Source organism: Streptosporangium subroseum, assembly GCF_900188345.1.
In the GTDB taxonomy this organism is placed as follows: Bacteria; Actinomycetota; Actinomycetes; order Streptosporangiales; family Streptosporangiaceae; genus Streptosporangium; species Streptosporangium subroseum.
Genome location: NZ_FZOD01000021.1, coordinates 128,802 through 149,570 on the forward strand (window position 1 = coordinate 128,802; position 20,769 = coordinate 149,570).

Annotated in this window: 16 protein-coding genes; 7 read left to right on the forward strand and 9 right to left on the reverse strand. The window is 70.5% G+C overall.

The window, feature by feature from the left end:
• Positions 1 to 109: 109 nt before the first annotated feature.
• The 4 genes from CHC08_RS22135 (at position 110) to CHC08_RS22150 (ending at position 6,902) form a co-directional block, all read left to right on the forward strand.
• Entirely contained in the window at positions 110 to 3,334 is a 3,225-nt protein-coding gene (locus CHC08_RS22135; RefSeq protein ID WP_089209241.1) for an efflux RND transporter permease subunit, read from the forward strand.
• A gap of 136 nt (positions 3,335 to 3,470) precedes the next feature.
• Positions 3,471 to 4,901 (forward strand): adenylosuccinate lyase, encoded by a 1,431-nt coding sequence (purB, locus tag CHC08_RS22140; RefSeq protein ID WP_089209242.1) that lies wholly within the window; start codon positions 3,471 to 3,473, stop codon positions 4,899 to 4,901.
• 15 nt (positions 4,902 to 4,916) lie between these two features.
• A complete protein-coding gene (locus CHC08_RS22145; RefSeq protein WP_218825410.1) occupies positions 4,917 to 5,666 on the forward strand; it encodes a GNAT family N-acetyltransferase in 750 nt (249 codons plus the stop codon).
• Between the two features lie 216 nt (positions 5,667 to 5,882).
• Entirely contained in the window at positions 5,883 to 6,902 is a 1,020-nt protein-coding gene (locus tag CHC08_RS22150) for a DUF4037 domain-containing protein (protein ID WP_218825411.1), read from the forward strand.
• Here CHC08_RS22150 and CHC08_RS22155 read toward each other — a convergent pair.
• Together CHC08_RS22155 and CHC08_RS22160 are read right to left on the reverse strand one after the other, a co-directional pair.
• Positions 6,899 to 7,204 carry a DUF3817 domain-containing protein gene (locus tag CHC08_RS22155; protein WP_218825412.1) on the reverse strand — a complete coding sequence of 102 codons (306 nt, stop codon included), beginning with the start codon at positions 7,202 to 7,204 and terminating at the stop codon, positions 6,899 to 6,901. The genes CHC08_RS22150 and CHC08_RS22155 overlap by 4 nt on opposite strands.
• Positions 7,205 to 7,367: 163 nt before the next feature.
• Positions 7,368 to 7,739, reverse strand: a complete 372-nt coding sequence (locus tag CHC08_RS22160; RefSeq protein WP_089209245.1) for a MerR family transcriptional regulator — start codon at positions 7,737 to 7,739, stop codon at positions 7,368 to 7,370.
• A 182-nt stretch (positions 7,740 to 7,921) separates the two neighbouring features.
• Between CHC08_RS22160 and CHC08_RS22165 the strand changes: the two genes are divergently transcribed.
• Positions 7,922 to 8,311: an imine reductase family protein gene (locus CHC08_RS22165; RefSeq protein WP_420823580.1), complete on the forward strand. Its 390-nt coding sequence runs from the start codon at positions 7,922 to 7,924 to the stop codon at positions 8,309 to 8,311.
• 140 nt (positions 8,312 to 8,451) lie between these two features.
• On the opposite strand, the gene CHC08_RS22170 is transcribed toward CHC08_RS22165, so the two are convergent.
• Complete coding sequence (locus CHC08_RS22170) at positions 8,452 to 8,793, reverse strand: ArsR/SmtB family transcription factor (RefSeq protein ID WP_089209247.1); 342 nt, start codon at positions 8,791 to 8,793, stop codon at positions 8,452 to 8,454.
• Positions 8,794 to 8,913: 120 nt separating this feature from the next.
• Here CHC08_RS22170 and CHC08_RS22175 point away from each other — a divergent pair, with 120 nt between their 5' ends.
• Together CHC08_RS22175 and CHC08_RS22180 are read left to right on the forward strand one after the other, a co-directional pair.
• A complete protein-coding gene (locus CHC08_RS22175) occupies positions 8,914 to 9,912 on the forward strand; it encodes a zinc-dependent alcohol dehydrogenase family protein (protein ID WP_089209248.1) in 999 nt (332 codons plus the stop codon).
• A 625-nt stretch (positions 9,913 to 10,537) separates the two neighbouring features.
• On the forward strand, positions 10,538 to 12,430 hold the full coding sequence (locus CHC08_RS22180; RefSeq protein ID WP_089209249.1) for an ABC transporter ATP-binding protein: 1,893 nt from the start codon (positions 10,538 to 10,540) through the stop codon (positions 12,428 to 12,430).
• A 150-nt stretch (positions 12,431 to 12,580) separates the two neighbouring features.
• On the opposite strand, the gene CHC08_RS22185 is transcribed toward CHC08_RS22180, so the two are convergent.
• The 6 genes from CHC08_RS22185 to CHC08_RS22205 all read right to left on the reverse strand — a co-directional run bounded on the left by CHC08_RS22185 (position 12,581) and on the right by CHC08_RS22205 (position 20,646).
• Positions 12,581 to 13,846 carry a bifunctional glycosyltransferase family 2/GtrA family protein gene (locus tag CHC08_RS22185; protein ID WP_089209250.1) on the reverse strand — a complete coding sequence of 422 codons (1,266 nt, stop codon included), beginning with the start codon at positions 13,844 to 13,846 and terminating at the stop codon, positions 12,581 to 12,583.
• A gap of 630 nt (positions 13,847 to 14,476) precedes the next feature.
• Positions 14,477 to 14,920, reverse strand: coding sequence for an MFS transporter (locus CHC08_RS51610; RefSeq protein ID WP_245878467.1), 444 nt, complete (start codon positions 14,918 to 14,920; stop codon positions 14,477 to 14,479).
• Complete coding sequence (locus CHC08_RS51615) at positions 14,887 to 15,717, reverse strand: MFS transporter (RefSeq protein WP_245878468.1); 831 nt, start codon at positions 15,715 to 15,717, stop codon at positions 14,887 to 14,889. Before CHC08_RS51615 ends, CHC08_RS51610 begins: the two co-directional genes overlap by 34 nt.
• Before the next feature lie 290 nt (positions 15,718 to 16,007).
• Positions 16,008 to 18,059 carry a glycosyltransferase family 39 protein gene (locus CHC08_RS22195; protein ID WP_089209251.1) on the reverse strand — a complete coding sequence of 684 codons (2,052 nt, stop codon included), beginning with the start codon at positions 18,057 to 18,059 and terminating at the stop codon, positions 16,008 to 16,010.
• Between the two features lie 309 nt (positions 18,060 to 18,368).
• Positions 18,369 to 19,844 carry a sensor histidine kinase gene (locus CHC08_RS22200; protein WP_245878469.1) on the reverse strand — a complete coding sequence of 492 codons (1,476 nt, stop codon included), beginning with the start codon at positions 19,842 to 19,844 and terminating at the stop codon, positions 18,369 to 18,371.
• Between the two features lie 64 nt (positions 19,845 to 19,908).
• Positions 19,909 to 20,646 (reverse strand): response regulator transcription factor, encoded by a 738-nt coding sequence (locus CHC08_RS22205; RefSeq protein WP_089209253.1) that lies wholly within the window; start codon positions 20,644 to 20,646, stop codon positions 19,909 to 19,911.
• Between the last annotated feature and the right edge of the window lie 123 nt (positions 20,647 to 20,769).

Here is a 20,769-nt window from a genome sequence, read left to right on the forward strand (position 1 = left end):
CTTCCTGAGAAGGTTATCAGGATCACACGACAACGCTAAATATTCGCATGAAGCGAAGTGTTAGTCTGGGGCGAATCTTACGATGACGTCCCCCTAGGAGCCCGCCCCCATGACCGCCCTGGCCAGGTTGAGCCTTGCCAACCGCAGCCTCGTCATAATGATCGCGCTCGTGCTGAGCGCGTTCGGCGCCTTCGCGATCCCGTCGCTGAAACAACAGCTGCTGCCATCGCTTTCGTTCCCGGGCGCGTTCGTGGTCGCCCCCTACCAGGGGGCTTCGCCCGAGATCGTCGAGGAGCAGGTCACCAAGCCGATCGAGAGCAGCTTCCAGGGCATCGGCGGGGTCACCGAGATGACCTCGACCTCCAGGGAGGGCATGGCGCAGGTCCAGGTGTCGTTCGAGTACGGCACCGACATCGACGCCGCGGTCACCGAGATGCAGCAGGCGGTGTCGCGCATCGGCGCCCAGCTGCCCGCCGGGGTGGATCCGCAGGTCCTGACCGGCGGCACGGACGACATCCCGGTGCTGGTGCTGGCGGTGGGTGACGGCGGCGACCAGCGGGACACGGCCGACAAGCTTGAGCGGGTCATGGTGCCGGAGCTGCAGGGCATCGACGGCGTCAGCGAGGCCACGGTGACCGGCACCCGCGACGAGGTCGTGGTGATCACCCCGGACGTCAAGAAGCTCGCGGCGCACAGGTTGGCGCCGACCGCGGTGACCGACGCGCTGCGCGCCAACGGCCAGCCGGTGGCGGCGGGCAGCCTGACCGAGGATCAGACGTCGCTGACGGTTCAGGTCGGCAGCCGGATCACCACGCTGCAGGAGCTGAAGGACCTCTACCTCACGCCGGCGGCCGCGCCGCAGGTCGCTCCCCAGTCGCCGCAGGGCCGTACGGTGCCGGGGCAGCCGGTCGCGCAGGTGCAGCAGCGCCCGCCGGCGGCGCCCAAGCCGGTGAAGCTGAGCGAGGTGGCGACCGTGGAGCGGGCGCTGGCCGAGAGCACCTCGCTGACGCGCACCAAGGGCGAGCCGAGCCTGGGCGTGTCGGTGACCATGTCCCCCGACGGCAACGCGGTGGCGATCTCTCACGCGGTGCGCGAGAAGCTGAACGACCCGGCGATCACGCAGGCCATCGGCGGGCCCTCGCAGGTGACGGTGGTCTTCGACCAGGCGCCGTATGTGGAACGTTCGATCGAGGACCTGGCGACCGAGGGCCTGCTGGGCCTGGCCTTCGCGGTGCTGGTCATTCTGATCTTCCTGCTGTCGGTGCGCTCCACGCTGGTGACGGCGGCGTCGATCCCGCTGTCGGTGATCATCGCGTTGATCGCGCTGTGGCTGGGCGACTACTCCCTCAACCTGCTCACCCTGGGCGCGCTGACCATCGCGGTCGGGCGGGTGGTCGACGACTCGATCGTGGTCTTGGAGAACATCAAGCGGCACCTGGGCTACGGCGAGGAGAAACGCAAGGCGGTGCTGGCGGGCGTGCGTGAGGTGAGCGGCGCGGTGACGGCCTCGACGCTGACCACGGTGGCGGTGTTCCTGCCGATCGCGGTGGTGGGGGGCATGGTCGGGCAGCTGTTCGCGCCGTTCGCGATCACGGTGACGGTGGCGCTGCTGGCCTCGCTGCTGGTGTCGCTGACGGTGATCCCGGTGCTGGCCTACTGGTTCCTGAAGGCGCCGGTGCTGAGCGCCGAGGAGGCGCGCGCGGTACGGGAGGAGGCCGAGGCCAAGGAGCTGCGCAGCCCGTTGCAGCGCGCCTACCTGCCGGTGCTGCGTTTCGCGACGAAGCGGCGGATGGTCACCCTGCTGGTCGGCGTTCTGATCTTCGCCGCGACGATGGGCCTGGCGGGACGGCTGGAGACCAACTTCCTCGACTCCACGGGGCAGGACACCGTCTCCCTCAGCCAGAAGATGCCGCCCGGCACGGATCTGGCCACGACGGACGCGGCGGCCAAGAAGGTCGAGCAGGTACTGGGCTCCCTCAAGGACGTGAAGGCCTATCAGGTCAACGTGGGAGGCGGCGGCGGATTCCTGGGCGGCTCCGGCGGGGGCGGCGATCGCGCCTCCTACTCGGTGACGGTCGCCGAGGGCGCCGACTCCTCGGCGCTGGAGGAGACGCTGCGTGAGCGGCTCAAGGCCGTCACCGACGCCGGTGAGATCACCGTGGGCGGCGGTCAGGGCGGCCCGGGCGGTTCGACCGACCAGCTTCAGGTGATCGTGCAGGCGCCGGACACCGAGACGCTGAACAGCGCGGCCGAGACGGTGCGCGCGGCGATGGCCGGCGTGGGCGGGCTGCGGGACGTGGCGTCGAACCTGGCGGCCAGCGCGCAGCGCATCGAGGTACAGGTCGACCGGGAGAAGGCCGCGGCCAAGGGCCTGAGCGAGACGCAGATCGGGCAGCTGGTGGCGCAGCAGTTCCGCGGGGCGCCGCTGGGCCAGGTCACGCTGGACGGGCGGACCGGTGACCTGATCATGCGCAGCGGGGACGCGCCGGAGAGCCTGAGCGCGGTCGCCGCGCTGAAGCTGCCGACCGCGACCGGCACGGTGAAGCTGTCGGACGTGGCGACGGTGGCGAAGGTCGACGGGCCGACGCAGGTGACCCGGATCGACGGTGAGCGCAGCGCGACGGTGTCGGGTACGGCCACCGGCAGCGACCTGGGCAGTGTGACCACGGCTCTGACCACGAAGCTGGACGCGCTGTCGCTTCCGGCCGGGGCGACGTTCACCATCGGCGGGGTGAGCGCGCAGCAGGACGAGGCGTTCGGGCAGCTGGGGCTGGCGATGCTGGCGGCCATCGCGATCGTCTTCATGATCATGGTGGCGGCGTTCCGGAGTTTCGCCCAGCCGCTGATCCTGCTGGTGTCGGTGCCGTTCGCGGCGACCGGTGCGATCGGCCTGCTGCTGATCACCGGCACGCCGCTGGGGATCCCGGCGCTGATCGGCATGCTGATGCTGATCGGCATCGTGGTGACCAACGCGATCGTGCTGATCGACCTGATCAACCAGTACCGCGCGCAGGGGCTGGGCATCGTGGAGGCGGTGATCGAGGGTGGCCGGCGCCGTCTGCGGCCGATCCTGATGACCGCGGTCGCGACGATCTTCGCGTTGATCCCGATGGCGCTGGGCCTGACCGGGTCGGGCGGGTTCATCTCCCAGCCGCTGGCGATCGTGGTGATCGGCGGCCTGCTGTCGTCGACGCTGCTGACGCTGGTGCTGGTGCCGACCCTGTACGTGATGCTGGAGCGGACCAAGGAGCGTCTGCGCCGCAAGCCGAAGGCCGGCAGGCACGAGGCCGAGGTGAAGGTCTACGACGCCGAGGAGCTGACGCCGGCTCGCTAGGGTCCTTCGTCTTTCGCTGTCTCACCGATCGCCGTACGGCGCGCGCCCCTCGCGCCGCCGTACGGCGATCGGCCGTTTCCGCGGTCGCCGCCCCTGCGTGGGCCGGACCGTACGGGGCGCAATACAATGAGGGAACGTGACTGCCAAGCCGCGTATCCCCAATGTCCTTGCCGCCCGCTATGCCTCGGCGGAGCTGGCCCGTCTGTGGTCTCCCGAGTACAAGGTGGTGGCCGAGCGGCGCCTGTGGCTGGCCGTGCTGGCCGCGCAGGCGCAGCTGGGGGTGGAGGTTCCCGAGACGGCGGTGGCCGACTACGAGAAGGTCATCGACCAGGTGGACCTGGCCTCGATCGCCGAGCGCGAACGCCTGACCCGCCACGACGTCAAGGCCCGCATCGAGGAGTTCAACGACCTGGCCGGGCACGAGCACGTGCACAAGGGCATGACCTCGCGGGACCTGACCGAGAACGTCGAGCAGTTGCAGATCCGCGACAGCCTCGTCGTGGTGCGCGGGCGGTGCGTGGCGCTGCTGGCGCGGCTGGGGGCGCTCGCGGCCGAGCATTCGGGCACGGTGATGGCCGGCCGGTCGCACAATGTGGCGGCGCAGTCGACGACGCTGGGCAAGCGGTTCGCCTCGGCGGCCGATGAGCTGCTGGTGGCGTTCGCCCGGCTGGAGGAGCTGATCGCCCGCTATCCGCTGCGCGGCATCAAGGGGCCGGTCGGCACCGCCCAGGACATGCTGGACCTGCTGGGCGGGGACCGGGCGAAGCTGGCGGAGCTGGAAGACGGGGTGGCGGCGCACCTGGGGTTCGCGCACCGCTTCACCAGCGTCGGGCAGGTCTACCCGCGTTCGCTGGACTACGAGGTGGTGACGGCGCTGGTCCAGCTGGCCGCCGCCCCCTCCTCACTGGCCAAGACGATCCGGCTGATGGCCGGGCACGAGCTGGTCACGGAGGGTTTCCAGAAGGGCCAGGTGGGCTCTTCCGCGATGCCGCACAAGATGAACACGCGCTCGTGTGAGCGGGTCAACGGGCTGACGGTGATCCTGCGGGGTTACGCCTCCATGGTCGGGGAGCTGGCCGGGGACCAGTGGAACGAGGGCGACGTGTCGTGCTCGGTGGTGCGGCGGGTGGCGCTGCCGGACGCGTTCTTCGCCTTCGACGGCCTGGTGGAGACCATGCTGACCGTGCTGGCGGAGTTCGGGGCGTTCCCGGCGGTCATCGCCGCCGAACTGGACCGGTATCTGCCGTTCCTGGCGACGACGAAGATGCTGATGGCCGCGGTGCGGGCCGGGGTGGGCCGCGAAAGCGCGCACGAGCTGATCAAGGAGCACGCGGTCGCCTCGGCGCTGGCGATGCGCGAGCGGGGCGCCGGCAACGAGCTGGTGGAGCGTCTGGCGGCCGATGAGCGCTTCCCGCTGGACCGGGCGGCACTGGAGCACCTGCTGGGAGAGCGCATCGCGTTCACCGGCGCGGCCGCCGAGCAGGTCGAGGCGGTCGTGGCGCGGATCGGTGAGATCACCGCCCGCTATCCGGCCGACGCGGCCTATGTCCCCGGCGCGATTCTCTGAGAAAGGCGCTCGTCGGTGAAAGGCCGTGCCGTGGAGTTGACCGCGACCGGCGACGTGGTCGCCGCCTGCGACGACGACACGATGATCGTGTGGGCGGCGCGGGGGATGGGCGCCGGGGTGCGGGCATGGGCGCTAGGGGAGGCGGTGGCGGTGGCCAGCCCGGATCTCAACCGCCGTGACCGGCTGACGGTGCGCGGCCCCGCGCCGCAGGTGGCCCGGCTGGTGGGGCTGGTGCGGCCGGAGCTGGACCCCTCCTACCGGCTGCTGGGCGACCGGGCGTTGCTGGGCGAGCTGACCGAGCGGGTGCCGGGGGTGCGGCCGCTGGCGTCGTTCGAGTGGATGGACGCCACCCGCCCGCCGCCGCCCGCGAAAGCCCCGGCGGCGGGCGGGTGGCTGGAGGGCGCGGAGCGGGAGGTGAGCGCCCTGCTGGCCGAGGCCTCTCCCTCCTCGTGGGCGACTCCCGGGGTGGCGGGCGTTCGCCGCTGGGCGGGACTGCGCGCCGAGGACGGGACCCTGGTGGCCACGGCCGCCGACGCCTGGTCCTGCCCGCAGGTCGGGTTCGTCGCCGGAGTGGCCACCGCCCCCTCCCACCGGGGCCGGGGTCACGGGGAGAGACTGTGCCGGTTCGTCTTCGAGGCGCTCGTCGCCGGGCATGGCCGGGTCGCGCTGATGGTCGAGACCGGCAACCACCAGGCGATCAGCCTGTATGAGCGGCTGGGCCTGCGGCTCCGCCCGGTCGCCGCCGCGGCCCTGGACGGCGCCTGAAGGATCCGCGCCGACCGGCGGTCACGGGGCGGGCCGCCCCGTGACCGAGCTGGACCGGCGACGCCAGGGCGACCCCGCGCCGGAAGCGGTCACGGCGGCGCTCGGACACGCGATCAGGGGGGCCGTACGCACGCGGATCGGCCCCCTGCCCAGGGCGGACGCAAGCAGGTAGAAAACCGGATGCAAGGCGCGGTCGCGGCAGGCAGAGTGGATGAAATGATGTCCAGTTTCATACCTGGTCTGGAGCTTTCGCGCACCTTCTACGTTCAGGTCGTGCGGCCGATCCTGACCGACATTCCCCATAGTGCCGCGCTGATCGGCGCCGGGTCGGAGGTCCTGGCGTTCGACACCGAACGTTCCACCGATCACGACTGGGGGCCGCGCGTGGTGCTGTTCACCGCGCCCCATCTGACCGGGCAGGTCCGCCAGGCCGTCACCGCCGGCCTGCCGGAGATCTTCTGCGGTTACCGTACCGCCATCGGCGCCACCCACGGCGTGCAGGTGAGCGACGTGGCCACCTGGTTCACCGACCGGCTCGGGTTCGACCCGCTAGGTGGCGTGAGCACCCTGGACTGGCTGTCGACTCCCTGGCAGCGGCTGGCCGAGGTCACCAGCGGGGAGGTCTTCCACGACGGCCTGGAGGCCCTCGAGCCCGCCCGCGCCGCACTGCGCTGGTACCCACCGGACCTGGAACGCTACGTACTGGCCGGGCAGTGGAGACGCCTGGCCCAGATGGAGGCCTTCCCCGGCCGGTGCGGGGAGGTGGGCGACGATCTGGGCTCGGCGGTGCTCACCGCCGGCCTGGCCCGGGACCTGATGCGGCTGGTGCTGCTGATGCGCCGGCGCTACCCGCCGTACGCGAAATGGCTCGGCAGCGGTTTCGCCCGCCTGTCGGGTACGGCCGAGCTGGGGGAGGACCTGTCGGCGGCGGTGGCCGCCGGCGACTGGCGGGCACGCCAGGAGCATCTGGGCCGCGCCTACCAGCGGGTGGCCGCCCTGCACAACCGGCTGGTTCCCCAGCCCGCGCTCGACACCTCGATGCGGGGCTTTCACGACCGGCCGTTCCAGGTCATCGGCGCCCAGCGTTTCGCCGACGCCCTGAACGCCGCCATCACCGACCCGGTGATCCGGGCACTGCCGCCGATCGGCTCGATCGACCAGTTCGGCGACTCCACCGACCTGCTCACCCACCCGCGACGGTGCCGCGCGGCGACGCGGGCCGTACTGGATCTCTAGGCCGCGACCGGTTCGCGGTGGCGGGCCAGCATGCGCCGCTCGAACCACAGCGAGGTGAACGGGGGCACCGAGCACGCCAGGCCCAGCACGATCACGCCCGGGCTCCAGCGCTCCACCCGGGCCGCGGCCAGCACCCCGGCCACGTACAGGACGAACATCGCACCGTGCACCGGGCCGAAGATCTTCACTCCGAGGTCACCGGTGTCGGCGATGTACTTGAAGAACATGCCGATGAGCAGTCCCGCCCACGAACACGCCTCAGCGATCGCCACATAACGGAACAGACGGAGTGCGGTCGGCACAGCGGGCACCTTTTCTTCAAGGTCGGCGGGGAACGGTTCCCCAGCCTAGGGGGAGGTGGGGGCGGTCCCGGCTTCGGGCCTTCGGCGAGGAACACCGGCCGGCCCGCCCCGGTCGCATCGGCGGCGGCGGGCCGTTCGGCCTTGCCCCAGGCGGCGCTTGACGTCACCCGTCCTGATCGGTGCCGGGACAGAGCCGGGTGCTGCCGAGGTAGCCGTGGAGGGCCTGGCGGGAGCGGGTGAGCGTGTCGATGCGCTCGTCGAGCCCGCGAAGGTGCGCTCGGAGGACGTCCAGCAGCTCAGGACAGAGCTCGAGGTCGGGGGCGGCGCCGGTGGCGCAGGGCAGCAGGAACCCGATGTCCTCGGTTGAGAGCCCGGCCTCGAGCAGCCCCCTGATCTGGGTCACGGTCAGGACGGCGTCGTCGGTGTACTCGCGGTAGCCGTTGGCGCCGCGGCCCGGCTCCAGCAAACCCTGGTCCTCGTAGTAGCGCAGCAGATGCGCACCGACTCCGGTCCGGCGGCTCAGCTCACCGATCAACCGAATGGGCGGCGCGGCGGGGCTTCACCTACCTCGACGGCGCGATCCTGGCGATTCCCCCGGCCATCGGCACGGCCGACGCCGTTCTGCTCTACAGCGGGCCGCGGTCGGCCTTCGACCTGCACGAGCCGACCCTGCGGAGCCTGGGCGCGGGCACCACCTATCTCGGCGCCGATCATGGCCTGGCCTCGCTGTACGACGTGGCGATGCTGGGCTTCATGTGGAGCGTTCTGAACGGCTTCCTGCACGGCGTGGCCCTGCTCGGGACGGCACAGGTGGACGCCGCGACGGTCGCCCCGTTCCTGAGCCAGGGGATCGGGGTCATGACCGAATGGATGTCCGCCTACGCGGACCAGATCGACGCCGGTGAGTATCCGGCCGTCGATTCCACCATCGACACCCACCTGGCGGCGATGGAGCACCTCATCCAGGAGAGCGAGTCCCTCGGCATCAATGCCGAACTACCCAGGTTCGTCAAGACGCTGACCGGCCGGGCGGTGGCCGGGGGTCGCGGCGGCGACGGCTACGCGGCCATGATCGAGCAATTCCGCAAGCCGGCCGTGACCGGCTGAACCCGCCTCATCTGCGACACCACCCCGGTCTTTGTTCCGTTCCCAGGCGTCTTCGGCACCGAGTCGGGCTTCGGACGGGAGGCCTTCGCGCCGCTCGCCTTACCGATGTGGAGGTTGTCGCGGTCGGCGCCGCCTGTCTCCTATTTTCCGGCGGAACCAGAAATCAACGCCCCTTGCGCCTGAGGAGTGGTGAGGGCGTCGAGCAGGCCGGGGAGCGCCTCGTCCATCTCGGCGCGGCGGAGGGTGTTCATCCGCGAGGTCCCGACGTAGTGCTGCCGGATCAGGCCCGCCTCGCGCAGCACCTTGAAATGGTGGGTGGCGGTGGACTTGCTGACGGAGATGTCGAAAGCGCCGCAGGCGATGTCCTCGCAGGTGGCATCGAGCTGCATGACGATGCTCCGGCGTACCGGATCGACGAGAGCCTCCAGCACCTGCTGGAGGTTGAACGTCGAGACCTCGGGGTGCGACGGCGTGCGTTCCATGGCCCCATAGTACGACAGTCATCAAACCATAGCCTCATAGTACGATAGTCGTCAAAGTTTGACGGCTATCGTACTTATATGTCACGGTAAGCCCGTTCCCAGCGAGCGAAGGACGGTGGCATGGCAAGGACTGTGCGGTTCCACGAGATCGGCGGACCCGAGGTGATGCGGCTGGAGGACCTGGAGCCGGGTGAGCCGGGACCGGGCGAAGCGCGGATCCGGGTGGAGGCGATCGGCGTCAACAGGGCCGAGGCACTGTTCCGGAGCGGTCAGTACATCGAGCCGGTGAAGCGACTGCCCGCCAGGCTCGGCTCCGAGGCCGCCGGTGTGATCGAGGCGGTCGGCCCCGAGGTGACCGGTTTCGAGAAGGGGCAGGCGATCAGCGTCGTGCCGAACTTCTCGCAGAACGACTACGGCGTGTACGCCGAGCGGGCGATCGTGCCGGCCACCGCACTGCTGCACCGTCCCGACCACGTGGACGCGGTGTCCGGCGCGGCGGTGTGGATGCCCTACCTCACGGCCTACGGTGCGATGGTGGAAGTCGGCCGCATGCGGGCGGGTGATGTGGCGGTGGTGAACGCGGCCTCCAGCAGCGTCGGCCTGGCCGCGATCCACACCGCCACCCGCGTGGGCGCCGCCCCGGTCGCCGTCACCCGCACCCGCGCCAAGAAGCAGCAGCTGATCGCCGAGGGCGCGGCAGAGGTCATCGTCTCGGACGAGGAGGATGTGGCGAAGCGCGTGCTGGAGCTGACCGGCGGCAGAGGCGCCGAGTACGTCTTCGACGCCGTCGCCGGTCCCGGAGTCGTGGACCTGGCCCGCGCTGTGGCGGCCGGCGGGACCCTGTTCCTGTGGGGCGGGCTCAGCGGGCAGCCGACCCCGTATCCCGGGTTCGACCTGGGCATGCCCGCGCTGAACATGCGCACCTACACGATGCTCGAGACCGCCAAGAACCCGCAACGGCTGCGCCGCGCCGCCGCGTTCGTCACCTCGGGCCTGCGCGGTGGAGCGTTCCGCCCGGTGGTGGACCGCGTGTTCCCGCTGCAGGAGATCGTGCAGGCACACCGGCACATGGAATCCAACACCCAGTTCGGCAAGATCGTGGTCACCGCGGCCCACTGACGGCGGCGCTGGACCCGATGTGATGCACGGAGCCTCACCGCTGGGCCACGAACTGAAGGCCGTCGTGAATCTCGCGCCGCAGGTCGGGGCCGGTGAGGCAGCCGCAGGCAGGGTCAAATTATTGATCTACATTGTAAAGGTGCCCGACCTGGAAGTTCAAGATCATTTAAGAGAATGGACTAAAGACCTACATCAACAAACAAGCGGCGCGGCGAAATCGTTCGGTACGGGGATCCATGGATGGGGGACCTCTGGCGGGGGCACGGGGCCGTGTGAGTGAGTGGCGCGGGTTCTCCTTGGTGCCGGGTGAAACTGCGGTCCGGCTCTGAGGCTCAGACGGCGACCGTCTGCTCGGACCGCGCCCGGCCGGCGCGATGAGGCGGCTTTGAGGGCCGCGCTCCCATGTCCCCGCTACGGGAGGACGGAAGAGCGTCCGGAGGATGGCGGAGAGCCGCTTGACCTCACCTTTGGTTGAGGTTTTAGGGTCGTCTCATAGCCCCGGTCGAGGCGGGTGGCCCGGCGAAAATGTCGGTCGGTCACCGTATAAAAGCCTGGGCCGGTGCTTTTTCTGAGGCCTTTCTGCCGCACCCCCGCAATGACGACCCCCAGGACCCGGTGATGTGTGATGGACATGGAAGTGACCGCGTGGAACTCGCTGTATCACGCGATGAACGCCCAGCAGGACCGGCGGCCCTTCTCCCGGGCCACGTTGCGGCGCATCATCGTCTTCGCCCGGCCACACCGCCGGCGTCTGGGGTGGTTCCTGCTGATGAGCGTGGTGGGGGCGGTGCTGGCGGTGGCCTCGCCGGTGCTGGCCGGTCAGGTGATCGACGCGATCGACAAGGGCGCCGCGCTGGATGTCGTCGTCGGGCTCGCGGCGCTGATCGCCGTCATCGCGGCCGTCGAGGCCGGGCTCGGGTTGTTGACGCGGTGGCTGTCGGCGAGCATCGGTGAGGGTCTGATCCTGCAGCTGCGCACCATGGTGTTCGACCATGTGCAGCGTATGCCGATCGCTTTTTTCACCCGTACCCGCACCGGTGCGCTGGTCAGCCGGTTGAACAACGATGTCATCGGCGCGCAGCGGGCCTTCAGCGACACCCTGTCCGGTGTGGCCGGCAATCTCGTGACGCTCATGCTGACGCTCGCGGTGATGATCGGGATCTCCTGGCAGATCACCCTGCTGGCGCTGGTGCTGCTGCCGGTGTTCGTGCTGCCCGCTCGGCGGATGGGCACCCGGCTGGCGCGGTTGGAGCGTGAGTCGGCCAATCACAACGCGACGATGAGCACGCAGATGACCGAACGGTTCTCCGCGCCCGGCGCGACGCTGGTGAAGCTGTTCGGCCGGCCCGCGCACGAGTCGGCGGAGTTCGGTGTGCGCGCCCGGCGGGTGCGTGACATCGGGGTGCGCACCGCGATGGTTCAGTCGATTTTTATCACGGCGCTGACGCTGGTCTCAGCTCTGGCTCTGGCTCTGGTTTATGGCCTGGGCGGGTTCTACACCTTGCGCGGTCAGCTGCAGCCGGGCGCCGTGGTGACGCTGGCGCTGCTGCTCACCCGCCTGTACGCGCCGTTGACGGCGCTGGCCAGCGCCCGGGTGGAGGTGATGAGCGCGCTGGTGAGCTTTGAGCGGGTCTTCGAGGTGCTGGATCTCAAGCCTTTGATCGCCGACAAGCCCGTCACCGTGCCGATGCCCGAGGGGCCGGTGTCGGTGGAGTTCGACCGGGTGCGTTTCGCCTATCCCTCGGCTGACAAGGTGTCGCTGGCCTCGCTGGAGGAGGTCGCCACCCTGGACGCTCGGAGCGGTGTCGAGGTGCTGCACGAGGTGTCCTTCCGTGTCGAGCCGGGGCAGATGGTGGCTCTGGTGGGGTCTTCGGGTGCGGGTAAGTCGACGATCGCGCAACTGCTGCCGCGGCTGTATGACGTCGACGGCGGCGCGGTGCGGCTGTCGGGGGTGGATGTGCGGGATCTGTCCGCCGAATCCATTCGGGAGACGCTCGGGATGGTGACTCAGGACGGGCACCTGTTTCACGAGTCGATCCGGGCCAACCTGCTGCTGGCCCGCCCGCAGGCGCAGGAGGAGGAGTTGTGGCAGGTGCTGGAGCGCGCCCGGCTGGCGGACCTGGTCTCCTCCCTGCCCGACGGGCTGGACACCGTTGTCGGTGAGCGTGGTTACCGGTTGTCGGGTGGTGAGCGTCAGCGGCTGACGATCGCCCGGCTGTTGCTGGCACATCCGCGGGTGGTGATCCTGGATGAGGCCACCGCGCATCTGGACTCCACCTCGGAGGCGGCGGTGCAGGCCGCGCTGAGTGAGGCGCTGGCCGGGCGGACCGCGGTGGTGATCGCCCACCGGCTGTCCACCGTCCGGGCCGCGGATGTCATCTTGGTGATCGAGGACGGGCGCATCGTGGAGCGTGGCACGCATGACGCCCTGCTGGAGGCCGGGGGCCGCTACGAGGAGCTGTATCGCACCCAGTTCGACCAGCAGCGGCCCGCCGCGGCCGAGGCGGTGCTGCGCTGAGCTGCGTTGACCGGTGTTCACGGAGAACGCCTGCTTCCAGCGGGCGGACTCCCCGGTGATGCCCGATCAGATGAAGCGCGTCCGAGCCTCCCTGCCCGCCGTGCCGGGCAGGGAGGTCGTCCGCCTTCTTGCCCGGAGGCGTGTCCCGCCTCACTGGGGCGGCCCTTCGGCGGGCCGGGGGTGTTCGCCCGGTCGCCGGCGGGGGCCGAAGACCCAGGTGCGTAGCAGCAGGAACCGCAGGCAGGTGGCGGCCAGGTTGGCCGCGACCAGCACGCCGAGTTCCAGCGGCCGGGCCGGGGCATCGTCGACGGTGTGCAGCAGGGCCAGCGAGCCGCCGGTCAGGCCGAGACTCGCGGCGAAGACGACGAGGCCCTGGGCTTGGTGCAGCCACAGGCGGCCGGTGCTGCGGATGCCGAAGGTGAGCCGGCGGTTGAGGGCGGTGTTGGCCACGGCGGTGAGGAGGAGGGCGATGAGGTTGGCGGCCTGGGCGCCGGTGGTCGTGCGGAGCGCGGCGTACAGCAGCAGGTAGGCGAGGGTGCTGGCGGCGCCGACGGCGGCGAAGCGCAGTAGTTGCCCGGGCAGGCCTGCGGGGATGCCGGCCACGGGCAGTGGGGTGCGCCCGAGTTGTTCGCGCAGGCGTGCCAGGGGCAGCCGGCCGGTGCCCAGTGCCCGGGCCAGCCGGGCGATGCCTCTGAGGTCGGCGATGGCGGTGGACAGGAGGTCGACGCGGCTGTCGGGGTCGTCGATCCAGTCGACCGCCACCTCGTGGATGCGCAGGCCTGTGCGTTCGGCGAGCACGAGCAGTTCGGTGTCGAAGAACCAGCCGGTGTCCTCGACCAGGGGTAGCAGCCGTGCGGCCACGTCGGCGCGCACGGCCTTGAAGCCGCATTGGGCGTCGGAGAAGCGGGCCGACAGTGTTCCGCGCAGCAGCAGGTTGTAGCAGCGGGAGATGATCTCCCGCCGGGGGCCGCGGACCACTCGGGAGCCGTGGGAGAGCCGGGAGCCGATGGCCAGGTCGGAGTGGCCGGTGATGAGCGGGGCGACCAGGGGCAGCAGCGCGGCCAGGTCGGTGGACAGGTCGACGTCCATGTATGCCAGCACCGGCGCGTCGGAGGCCGACCAGGTGTGCTTGAGCGCCCGGCCGCGTCCCTTGGCCGCCAGCCGTACGGAGGTGACCTCGGGCAGTTCGGCGGCGAGCCGGGCGGCGATCTGCGGGGTCCGGTCGGTGCTGGCGTTGTCGGCGACGGTGATGCGAAAGGGGTAGGGGAAGTCTTGGAGCAGGTGGGTGTGCAGGCGGCGTACGCATGGTTCGAGGTCGCTTTCCTCGTTGTGGACCGGCACCACGACGTCGAGGACCGGTGGGTGTGTTGCGGGGTCCGGGGTCGTGCCGTGTGCGGGAAGCGTTGAAGTGCTCATGTCCTCACGGTCGGCCGGGCGCCTTTCAGGGGCTTGTGGCGTTGCTGTGGCCGGCCTGTGAATGCGGGGCGGGAGCCGTGAGGTGCCCGAGACGACGCAAGGCGGCTCCCACCGGAGTGGGGGGTGTCGGTAAGGCTCGTGCAACCAGGTACACGGGATTGAGCTCGCCCAGTTCAGCAGTGTCCTACCGGGGTCCCAGTAGTCCTGACGAAACTTTCGTCGGATATGCCCTTGACCTGCGGCTATGCCGGGGCTCTGTAGCTGGGGATGAGATCGCTTGCTGTGGGGCCATGAGCGAGGGCACACCGGAGTTGCTGTCGTCGTGAAGTAGATGCCAGGTAACGGGCCGGCCAGCATTTCCAGGATCAAGCCGTGGGCGGTCAGGTGGTCGGCCAGGGCGGTGAGCTCGGTTGAAGTTACCCGGCTGGGCCGGACGCTACGAACTGCGCGTCGATTCTTGTTCCGAGATTAGGTCGATCTCGGAAGTACGGAGAAGACGGCGAGGGGGTCGCATCATCAGGGCCCTCCTGCCCGTGACCGTAGCGGCATCGGCGATCTGACCGTCCAAGGTAGGCACCTGCAGCCTTCAGGCACGCCCTGTTGTGGTCGGCGAATCCGAGCTGGCGTCCCTCATCGGCGTGCTGAGCGTTCTGGGCGGCGGCGCCCACGCAGCAGGTGGCCGCCGAGTAGGACCGCGCAGGACCCGACGGTCAGCAGTCCGCCGGCGAGGAAGGCGCCCTGGACATCGGCGAGCGGCAGTATCAGTGCCCCAAGCGCGGCGCCCGCCGCGATGCCGGCGTTGTAGGCACCGGAGTTCGCTGCGAGGGCGATGTCCGTGCGGCCCGGCCCACAGTGCAGCATCGCGTTCTGAGTGGTCATGAACACCGGCCCGAGTGCACCGCCCATCAGCGTAAGGAACATCACCGCCGCCACCGGGTGAGCGCCGAACGCGTACAGGCCGAGCATGCCCACCGCCTGCGTGGCCACGGCGGTGACCAGCGCGGCATGCGGAAAGCGGTCCAGGAACACCCCGGTGATGCTCACCCCGGCCAGGCACGCGACACCGAAAACCATGAACAGGGCGCTGACCGCGTGGGGGAGAACCCGCTCACGTCGCCCAGGAACGTCACGATGTAGGTGTATCCCGTGAACGCCCCGGTGGCGGACAAGGCCCCGGCCGCCAGCACCGTTCCGAACCGCCACGCGTCGGGGCTGGTTGCGTAGGCGGCGGGCTCTTCTTCCGGACGCGAGGTCGGCAGCAGAACGGCGATCGTCACCAGGTAGACAAGCCCCAGGGCTGCCAGCATGGCGATGGGCACCTGCCAGCTACTCTGCTGGCCCAGCCAGGTCCCGGCGGGAACACCAAACACGAGGGCGAGCGACCCGGCAACGGACAGCGCCCCGATCACACGCCCCCGGATCTTGGGCGCGAACAGGCCCACCGCGACAGGCCCCATCACGGCCCAGAACAGCGCCTGGGCGAGCGCGGTCAGCAGTCGCGCCACGAGGAGCAGCCAGTAAGAGGGGGCCAGCGCCGCAACGAGACTGGACATTACGAGCGCGGTCAGCAGTCCCGTGAGCACATGGCGTCGGGGTACGGCCCGCACGACGTGGGCAATCGGCACAGATGCGATGGCCACCGTCACGCCGTAACCGGTGACCAGGAGACCGATCGCTGACAGAGACACGCGTAGGTCTTCAGAGATGAGCTTCAGGAGGCCGACCGGCAGGTTCTCCGCGGTGTTGAAGGTGAGGGCGGCGAGCATCAAGGCTCCGAGCACCGCCAGCCGGTGCCATGCAGCCGGTCGTCTCGTAATCGTACGGTAATTTCCTGTCCTCACCTGTTGCAACTGCTCAGTGACGCTATCCATGTACGTACATCATCAGGCCAACTAGTCCCACTACAACCGAATTAATCCTCGGTACCCTATTTGGCTTCGTGCTTTCAGCCTCGACAGCTGGCCCGCCGGGCGCGGCGCTTAATGCGGGGAGGGGCACGCAGAGCCCGGACGGTCATGCGGTGCTCCAGGGTCCGGCAGGGCCGGTCCCAAGCTTGGCGCAGTAGCTGATCTGCGCTTTGCTGCCCAGGGAACGGATCTCACTGCGCAAGTCGTCGGGTGCCGAGACGATCACCGTGGAGATCAGCAGGTCGACCAGCGTGTCAGGAGGTCGAGCCGGGGGAGGACGTCAGGTCGTAGACGGTGACGCCGCCGACCGTGGTGGCGGGGAAGGTGGCGGTGACCCAGGCGGAGATCTGCGAGCCGGCGTTGTTGCCGTTGTTGCCGCGCATCCCGCCGTCGCGGTCACCGATGAAGTAGTGGATCTTCTTTTCGGTGACGTACTGCTGGAACCGGGCGAGGGTGGGTGAGGGGTCGCTGCCGTTGAAGCCGCCGATGGGCATGACCGGTCGGCCCGTGGCCAGCTGGTAGCCGGAAGCGTTCTGCGATCCGATCGCCGCCGCCACCCAGGTGTATGAGCCGGCCCCGTCGCGCAGCAGTGTGACCATGTCCGCGCTGGGGGTGGAACCGTTGATCAGCCCGCCCATGCCGCCTTGGCCGCCGGTCCGTCCCGCAGCGCCGCGGCCGGCGGCCGGTGCGCCCTGAGCCGTGCCGGGCTGGGCGCCGCCCGGTGGCATGGCGCCCGGGCGCCGGCCGCGCATCCCATCGGGGCCGCCCATGCCGCCGGGGCCGCCGCGCCCTCCGGGGCCGAAGCCGCCGGCCACGGCGGGGCCCGCAGAGGGGATGGAGCCGCCGTGCGGGGTGGCCGCGGTGTCCACCGCGTACGCCGCGGGCCCGGCCAGCACCATGGTGAGCGCCAGTGCCGCCGCCGGAATGGCTCCCCGGGCGGCCATGCGGGTGGGCAGCCGCAGCGATGCCAGCAGCCCTGCGGCCGCGAGCAGTCCACCGGCCAGCACCGCCCAGCGCAGCCACGGCAGGAAGTCGGTGCTGCGGCCGAGCAGCGTGAACGACCACCAGGACGTGATCGCCACCGCGGCGGCGATGGTCGGCGTGCCCCACCTGGCGGACCGCCGCCGCCACAGTGTCACCGAGCCCATGCCGACCAGCGCGCCGACGGCCGGGGCGAGGGCGACGGTGTAGTAGGCGTGGAAGATGCCCGCCATGAAGCTGAACACTCCGGCGGTGAGCAGCAGCCAGGCGCCCCACAGTATGAATCCGGCGCGGGTGCGGTCGGTGCGTGCCGCAGACGCGGTCACGACGAGGCCCGCGGCCAGCAGGATGAGGGCGGCGGGCAGCAGCCAGGCGACCTGGCCGCCCTGCGCGGCGTCGAACATTCGCGTCCAGCCGACCTCGCCCCAGCCGCGGCCGGGGCCGCCGCCGACGCTGCCGGTCTCGTCGCCGTTCAGCCGGCCCAGGCCGTTGTAGCCCAGGGTCAGCTCCAGCAGGCTGTTGTTCTGCGAGCCGCCGATGTAGGGGCGCATCGAGGCGGGGATGAGTTCGACGATGGCGATGTACCAGCCGGCCGAGACGACCAATGCGAGGCCCGCCAGGAGGAGTTGCCCGATGCGCCTGCCGAGCTTGGGCGGCCCGGCGATGAGGTAGACCAGTGCGAACACCGGGACGACCAGCAGCGCCTGGAGCATCTTGGTCAGGAAGCCGGAGCCGACGAAGATCCCGGCCCACACCAGCCACTTGGTGGCGCCGCTCTCCACCGCCCGGACGGTCGCGTAGGCGCCGGCGACCATGAGCAGCACCAGCAGCGCGTCGGGGTTGTTGAAGCGGAACATCAGCACCGCGACGGGCGTCAGCGCGGTCGCCGCACCGGCGATCAGGCCCGCCGCCGGGCCGTACCAGCGCCGTACCGTCGCGAACAGCAGTCCGACGGTGGCGACGCCCATCAGCGCCTGCGGCACCAGCAGGCTCCAGGCGTTGACGCCGAACAATCGCGCCGACAGTCCCATCACCCACAATGACGCGGGTGTCTTGTCCACCGTGATGGAGTTGGCGGCGTCGGAGGAGCCGAAGAACAACGCCGTCCAGCTCTGCGAGCCGGCCTGTGCCGCCGCCGAGTAGAAGGCGTTCGCCCAGCCGGAGGCGCCCAGTCCCCACAGGTAGAGCACCGCGGTGGCCCCCAGCAGTGCCAGCAGGGCCGGTCGCACCCAGGCGCCGTCGTCGGTGCGGCCCCGTAACCACCTCCGTGCCACCGCCGCGGAGGGGGATCGATGGGCCGGTGTCGCGGACAGTGTCGAGGTCATCGGTGCGTCCTTTCGTCGGTGCGTCCTTGAGAACTTTCGGCCGTCGGCCTGTCCGCGTCTTGTGGCGTCGCTGTGCACCGCCTGTGAGGCTGATCCACGGTTGCGGCCGGGCTCGGTCCTGCGACCGGCCGGGGACGGCTGACCCGCTGCTCCTCACGGGGGTCTGACACGACGGATCCCCGCGGGCGGTGTGGCGCATCAGCCCGCGCGGCCGGGCTTGAGGCTGGGCGAATGCCAGGAGTTCCCAACGGTGCGTGCGCTGTCCCCGCCCTGTGAACGGATTGCGGCCGCTCGAGTTCTCCAGGCCCGTCAGCGGGTGTTCTGCGGCAGATCCCGGTTTCCGGAAGGCTCTGCCGGAGGTGCTGATCCGCTGGGGGACAGGGGTAGCCGGACGGTGAACCGGGTGCGGCCCGGCACGCTGTCGACCTCCACGCTCCCGCCCTGTGCGCCGATCACCGCGTGCACGATGGACAGCCCGAGGCCGGTGCTGCCGGCCGCCCGGGAGCGCGAGTTGTCGCCGCGGGCGAACCGCTCGAAGATGTGCGCCAGCAGCTCGGCCGGGATGCCGGGGCCGGCGTCGGCGACCCGTAGCGTGGCCTGCCCGGCGGAGGCGGTGACGCTGATCGTGACGGGGGTTCCCTCGGGGGTGTGCACGCGCGCGTTGGTGAGCAGGTTGGCCAGCACCTGCTGCAGCCGCGCCGAGTCGCCGGTGACCATGACCGGTTCATCGGGCAGGTCCAGCCGCCAGTCGTGATGCGGGCCGGCGGCGTAGGCGTCGCTGACCGCGTCGACCGTCAGCATCGTCAGGTCGACGGGTCCGTGCGCGAGGGGCCGGCCCGCGTCCAGGCGGGCCAGCAGCAGCAGGTCCTCCACCAGGGCGGTCATCCGCTGCGCTTCGGACTCCACCCGGCGCAGCATGTGGGCCACGTCGGGCGGTACGGGCTGCCTGCTGCGGCGGCTCAACTCGGCGTAGCCGCGGATCGCCGCCAGCGGGGTGCGCAGTTCGTGGCTGGCGTCGGCCACGAACTGGCGTACCTGCGTCTCGCTGGCGTGCCGGGCCTCCAGCGCGCTGCCGACGTGCTCCAGCATCCGGTTCAGCGCCGCGCCGACCTGGCCGACCTCGGTGCGGATGTCGGCGTCGCCCTCGGCGACGCGCTGCGGAAGTTCCACCTCGCCGCGGTCGAGGGTCAGCTGCGACACCCGGGTGGCGGTGGCCGCCACCCGTGACAGCGGCCGCAGCGCTCGCCGTACGATCACCACGCCGGCGTAGCCCACCGCCAGCAGCACGAGCACGGTGACTCCGCCCACGACGCCGGCCACCAGGTAGAGCGTCTCCTGGGTCTCGGCCAGCGGCAGCCCGGTGATCAGCACCGCGCCGTCGGGCATGCCGCGCGCCACCAGGCGGTAGTCGCCCAGGTCGCCGAGGTCGTAGCTGTGCGGCGCGGTGCCCACCGGCACGCTCAGCAGTGTCGCGTTCAGCGCGCCGACGTCGGGCTGCGGCTGTCCCCGCTCCACCAGCACGTCGCTGTTGACGACGACGCCCCGGCAGGTTCGTGCCGCGAGGGTGCCGATGATCTGGCCCGGTGGGAAGCCGCGCTCCCGTGGCTGCGTGCAGTCGGGCTTGTTCGGCGCCGCGCCGAGAGGCGCCGGGGGTTCGAAGGTGCGCGGTGCCCGGCTTGCCGCCGCCGTCAGCTGGTCGTCGACGCGACCGTAGAGCACCTTGTTCAGCGTCACCTCGGTGGTCACCCCGACGACGAGGAACGCCAGTGCCGGCAAGATGACCATCGCCGCGACCAGGCGGGCCCGCAGCGACCGGCTCGATGGTCCCCACCGGCGGCTGATGCGGGGCTTATTCGCCGGGTCTGAGGACATATCCCGCCCCGCGCAACGTGTGGATCATCGGTGCCCGGCCGGCGTCGATCTTCTTTCGCAGGTAGGAGATGTACAGCTCCACCACGTTCGCCTGGCCGCCGAAGTCGTAGTTCCATACCCGGTCCAGGATCTGTGCCTTGCTGAGCACCCGCCGCGGGTTGCGCATCAAAAAGCGCAGCAGCTCGAACTCGGTGGCCGTCAAAGTGATCAGCTCGCCGTCTCGCCGGACCTCGTGGCTGTCCTCGTCCAGGGTCAGGCCGCCGATGACGAGCTGGGAGCCGGGGCTCAGCTCCGAGCGGGCGGTGCGGCGCATCAGCCCGCGCAGCCGGGCCACGACCTCTTCGAGGCTGAACGGCTTGGTGACGTAGTCATCGCCGCCCGCCGTCAGGCCGGTGATCCGGTCTTCCAGGGAGTCTTTGGCGGTCAGGAACAGCACCGGCACATCCGAGGTCTCCGCGCGTAGCCGCCGCAGCACCTCCAGGCCGTCGATGTCGGGCAGCATCACGTCGAGCACGACGGCGTCGGGCCGGAAGTCGCGTGCGGTCCGGACGGCGCTCAGGCCGTCGCCGGCGCTGCGCACCTCCCAGCCCTCGTAGCGCAGCGCCATCGTCAGCAGCTCCGCCAGCGTGGGCTCGTCGTCGACCACCAGCACCCGTACGGGGCTGCCGTCCGGCCGGCGCATCGGCCCGCGGGTCTGCGCGTTCGCCATCGTCATCACCCGATCATCAGCGGCGAAGCTGTCGGCATCCTTTTCACATCCTGTGTATCACCTGTGCGAATGCGGGCGCACGATCGCATCGGGTGCCCGTGGCCTGCCGGCGCCACCGGCATGGCGCCG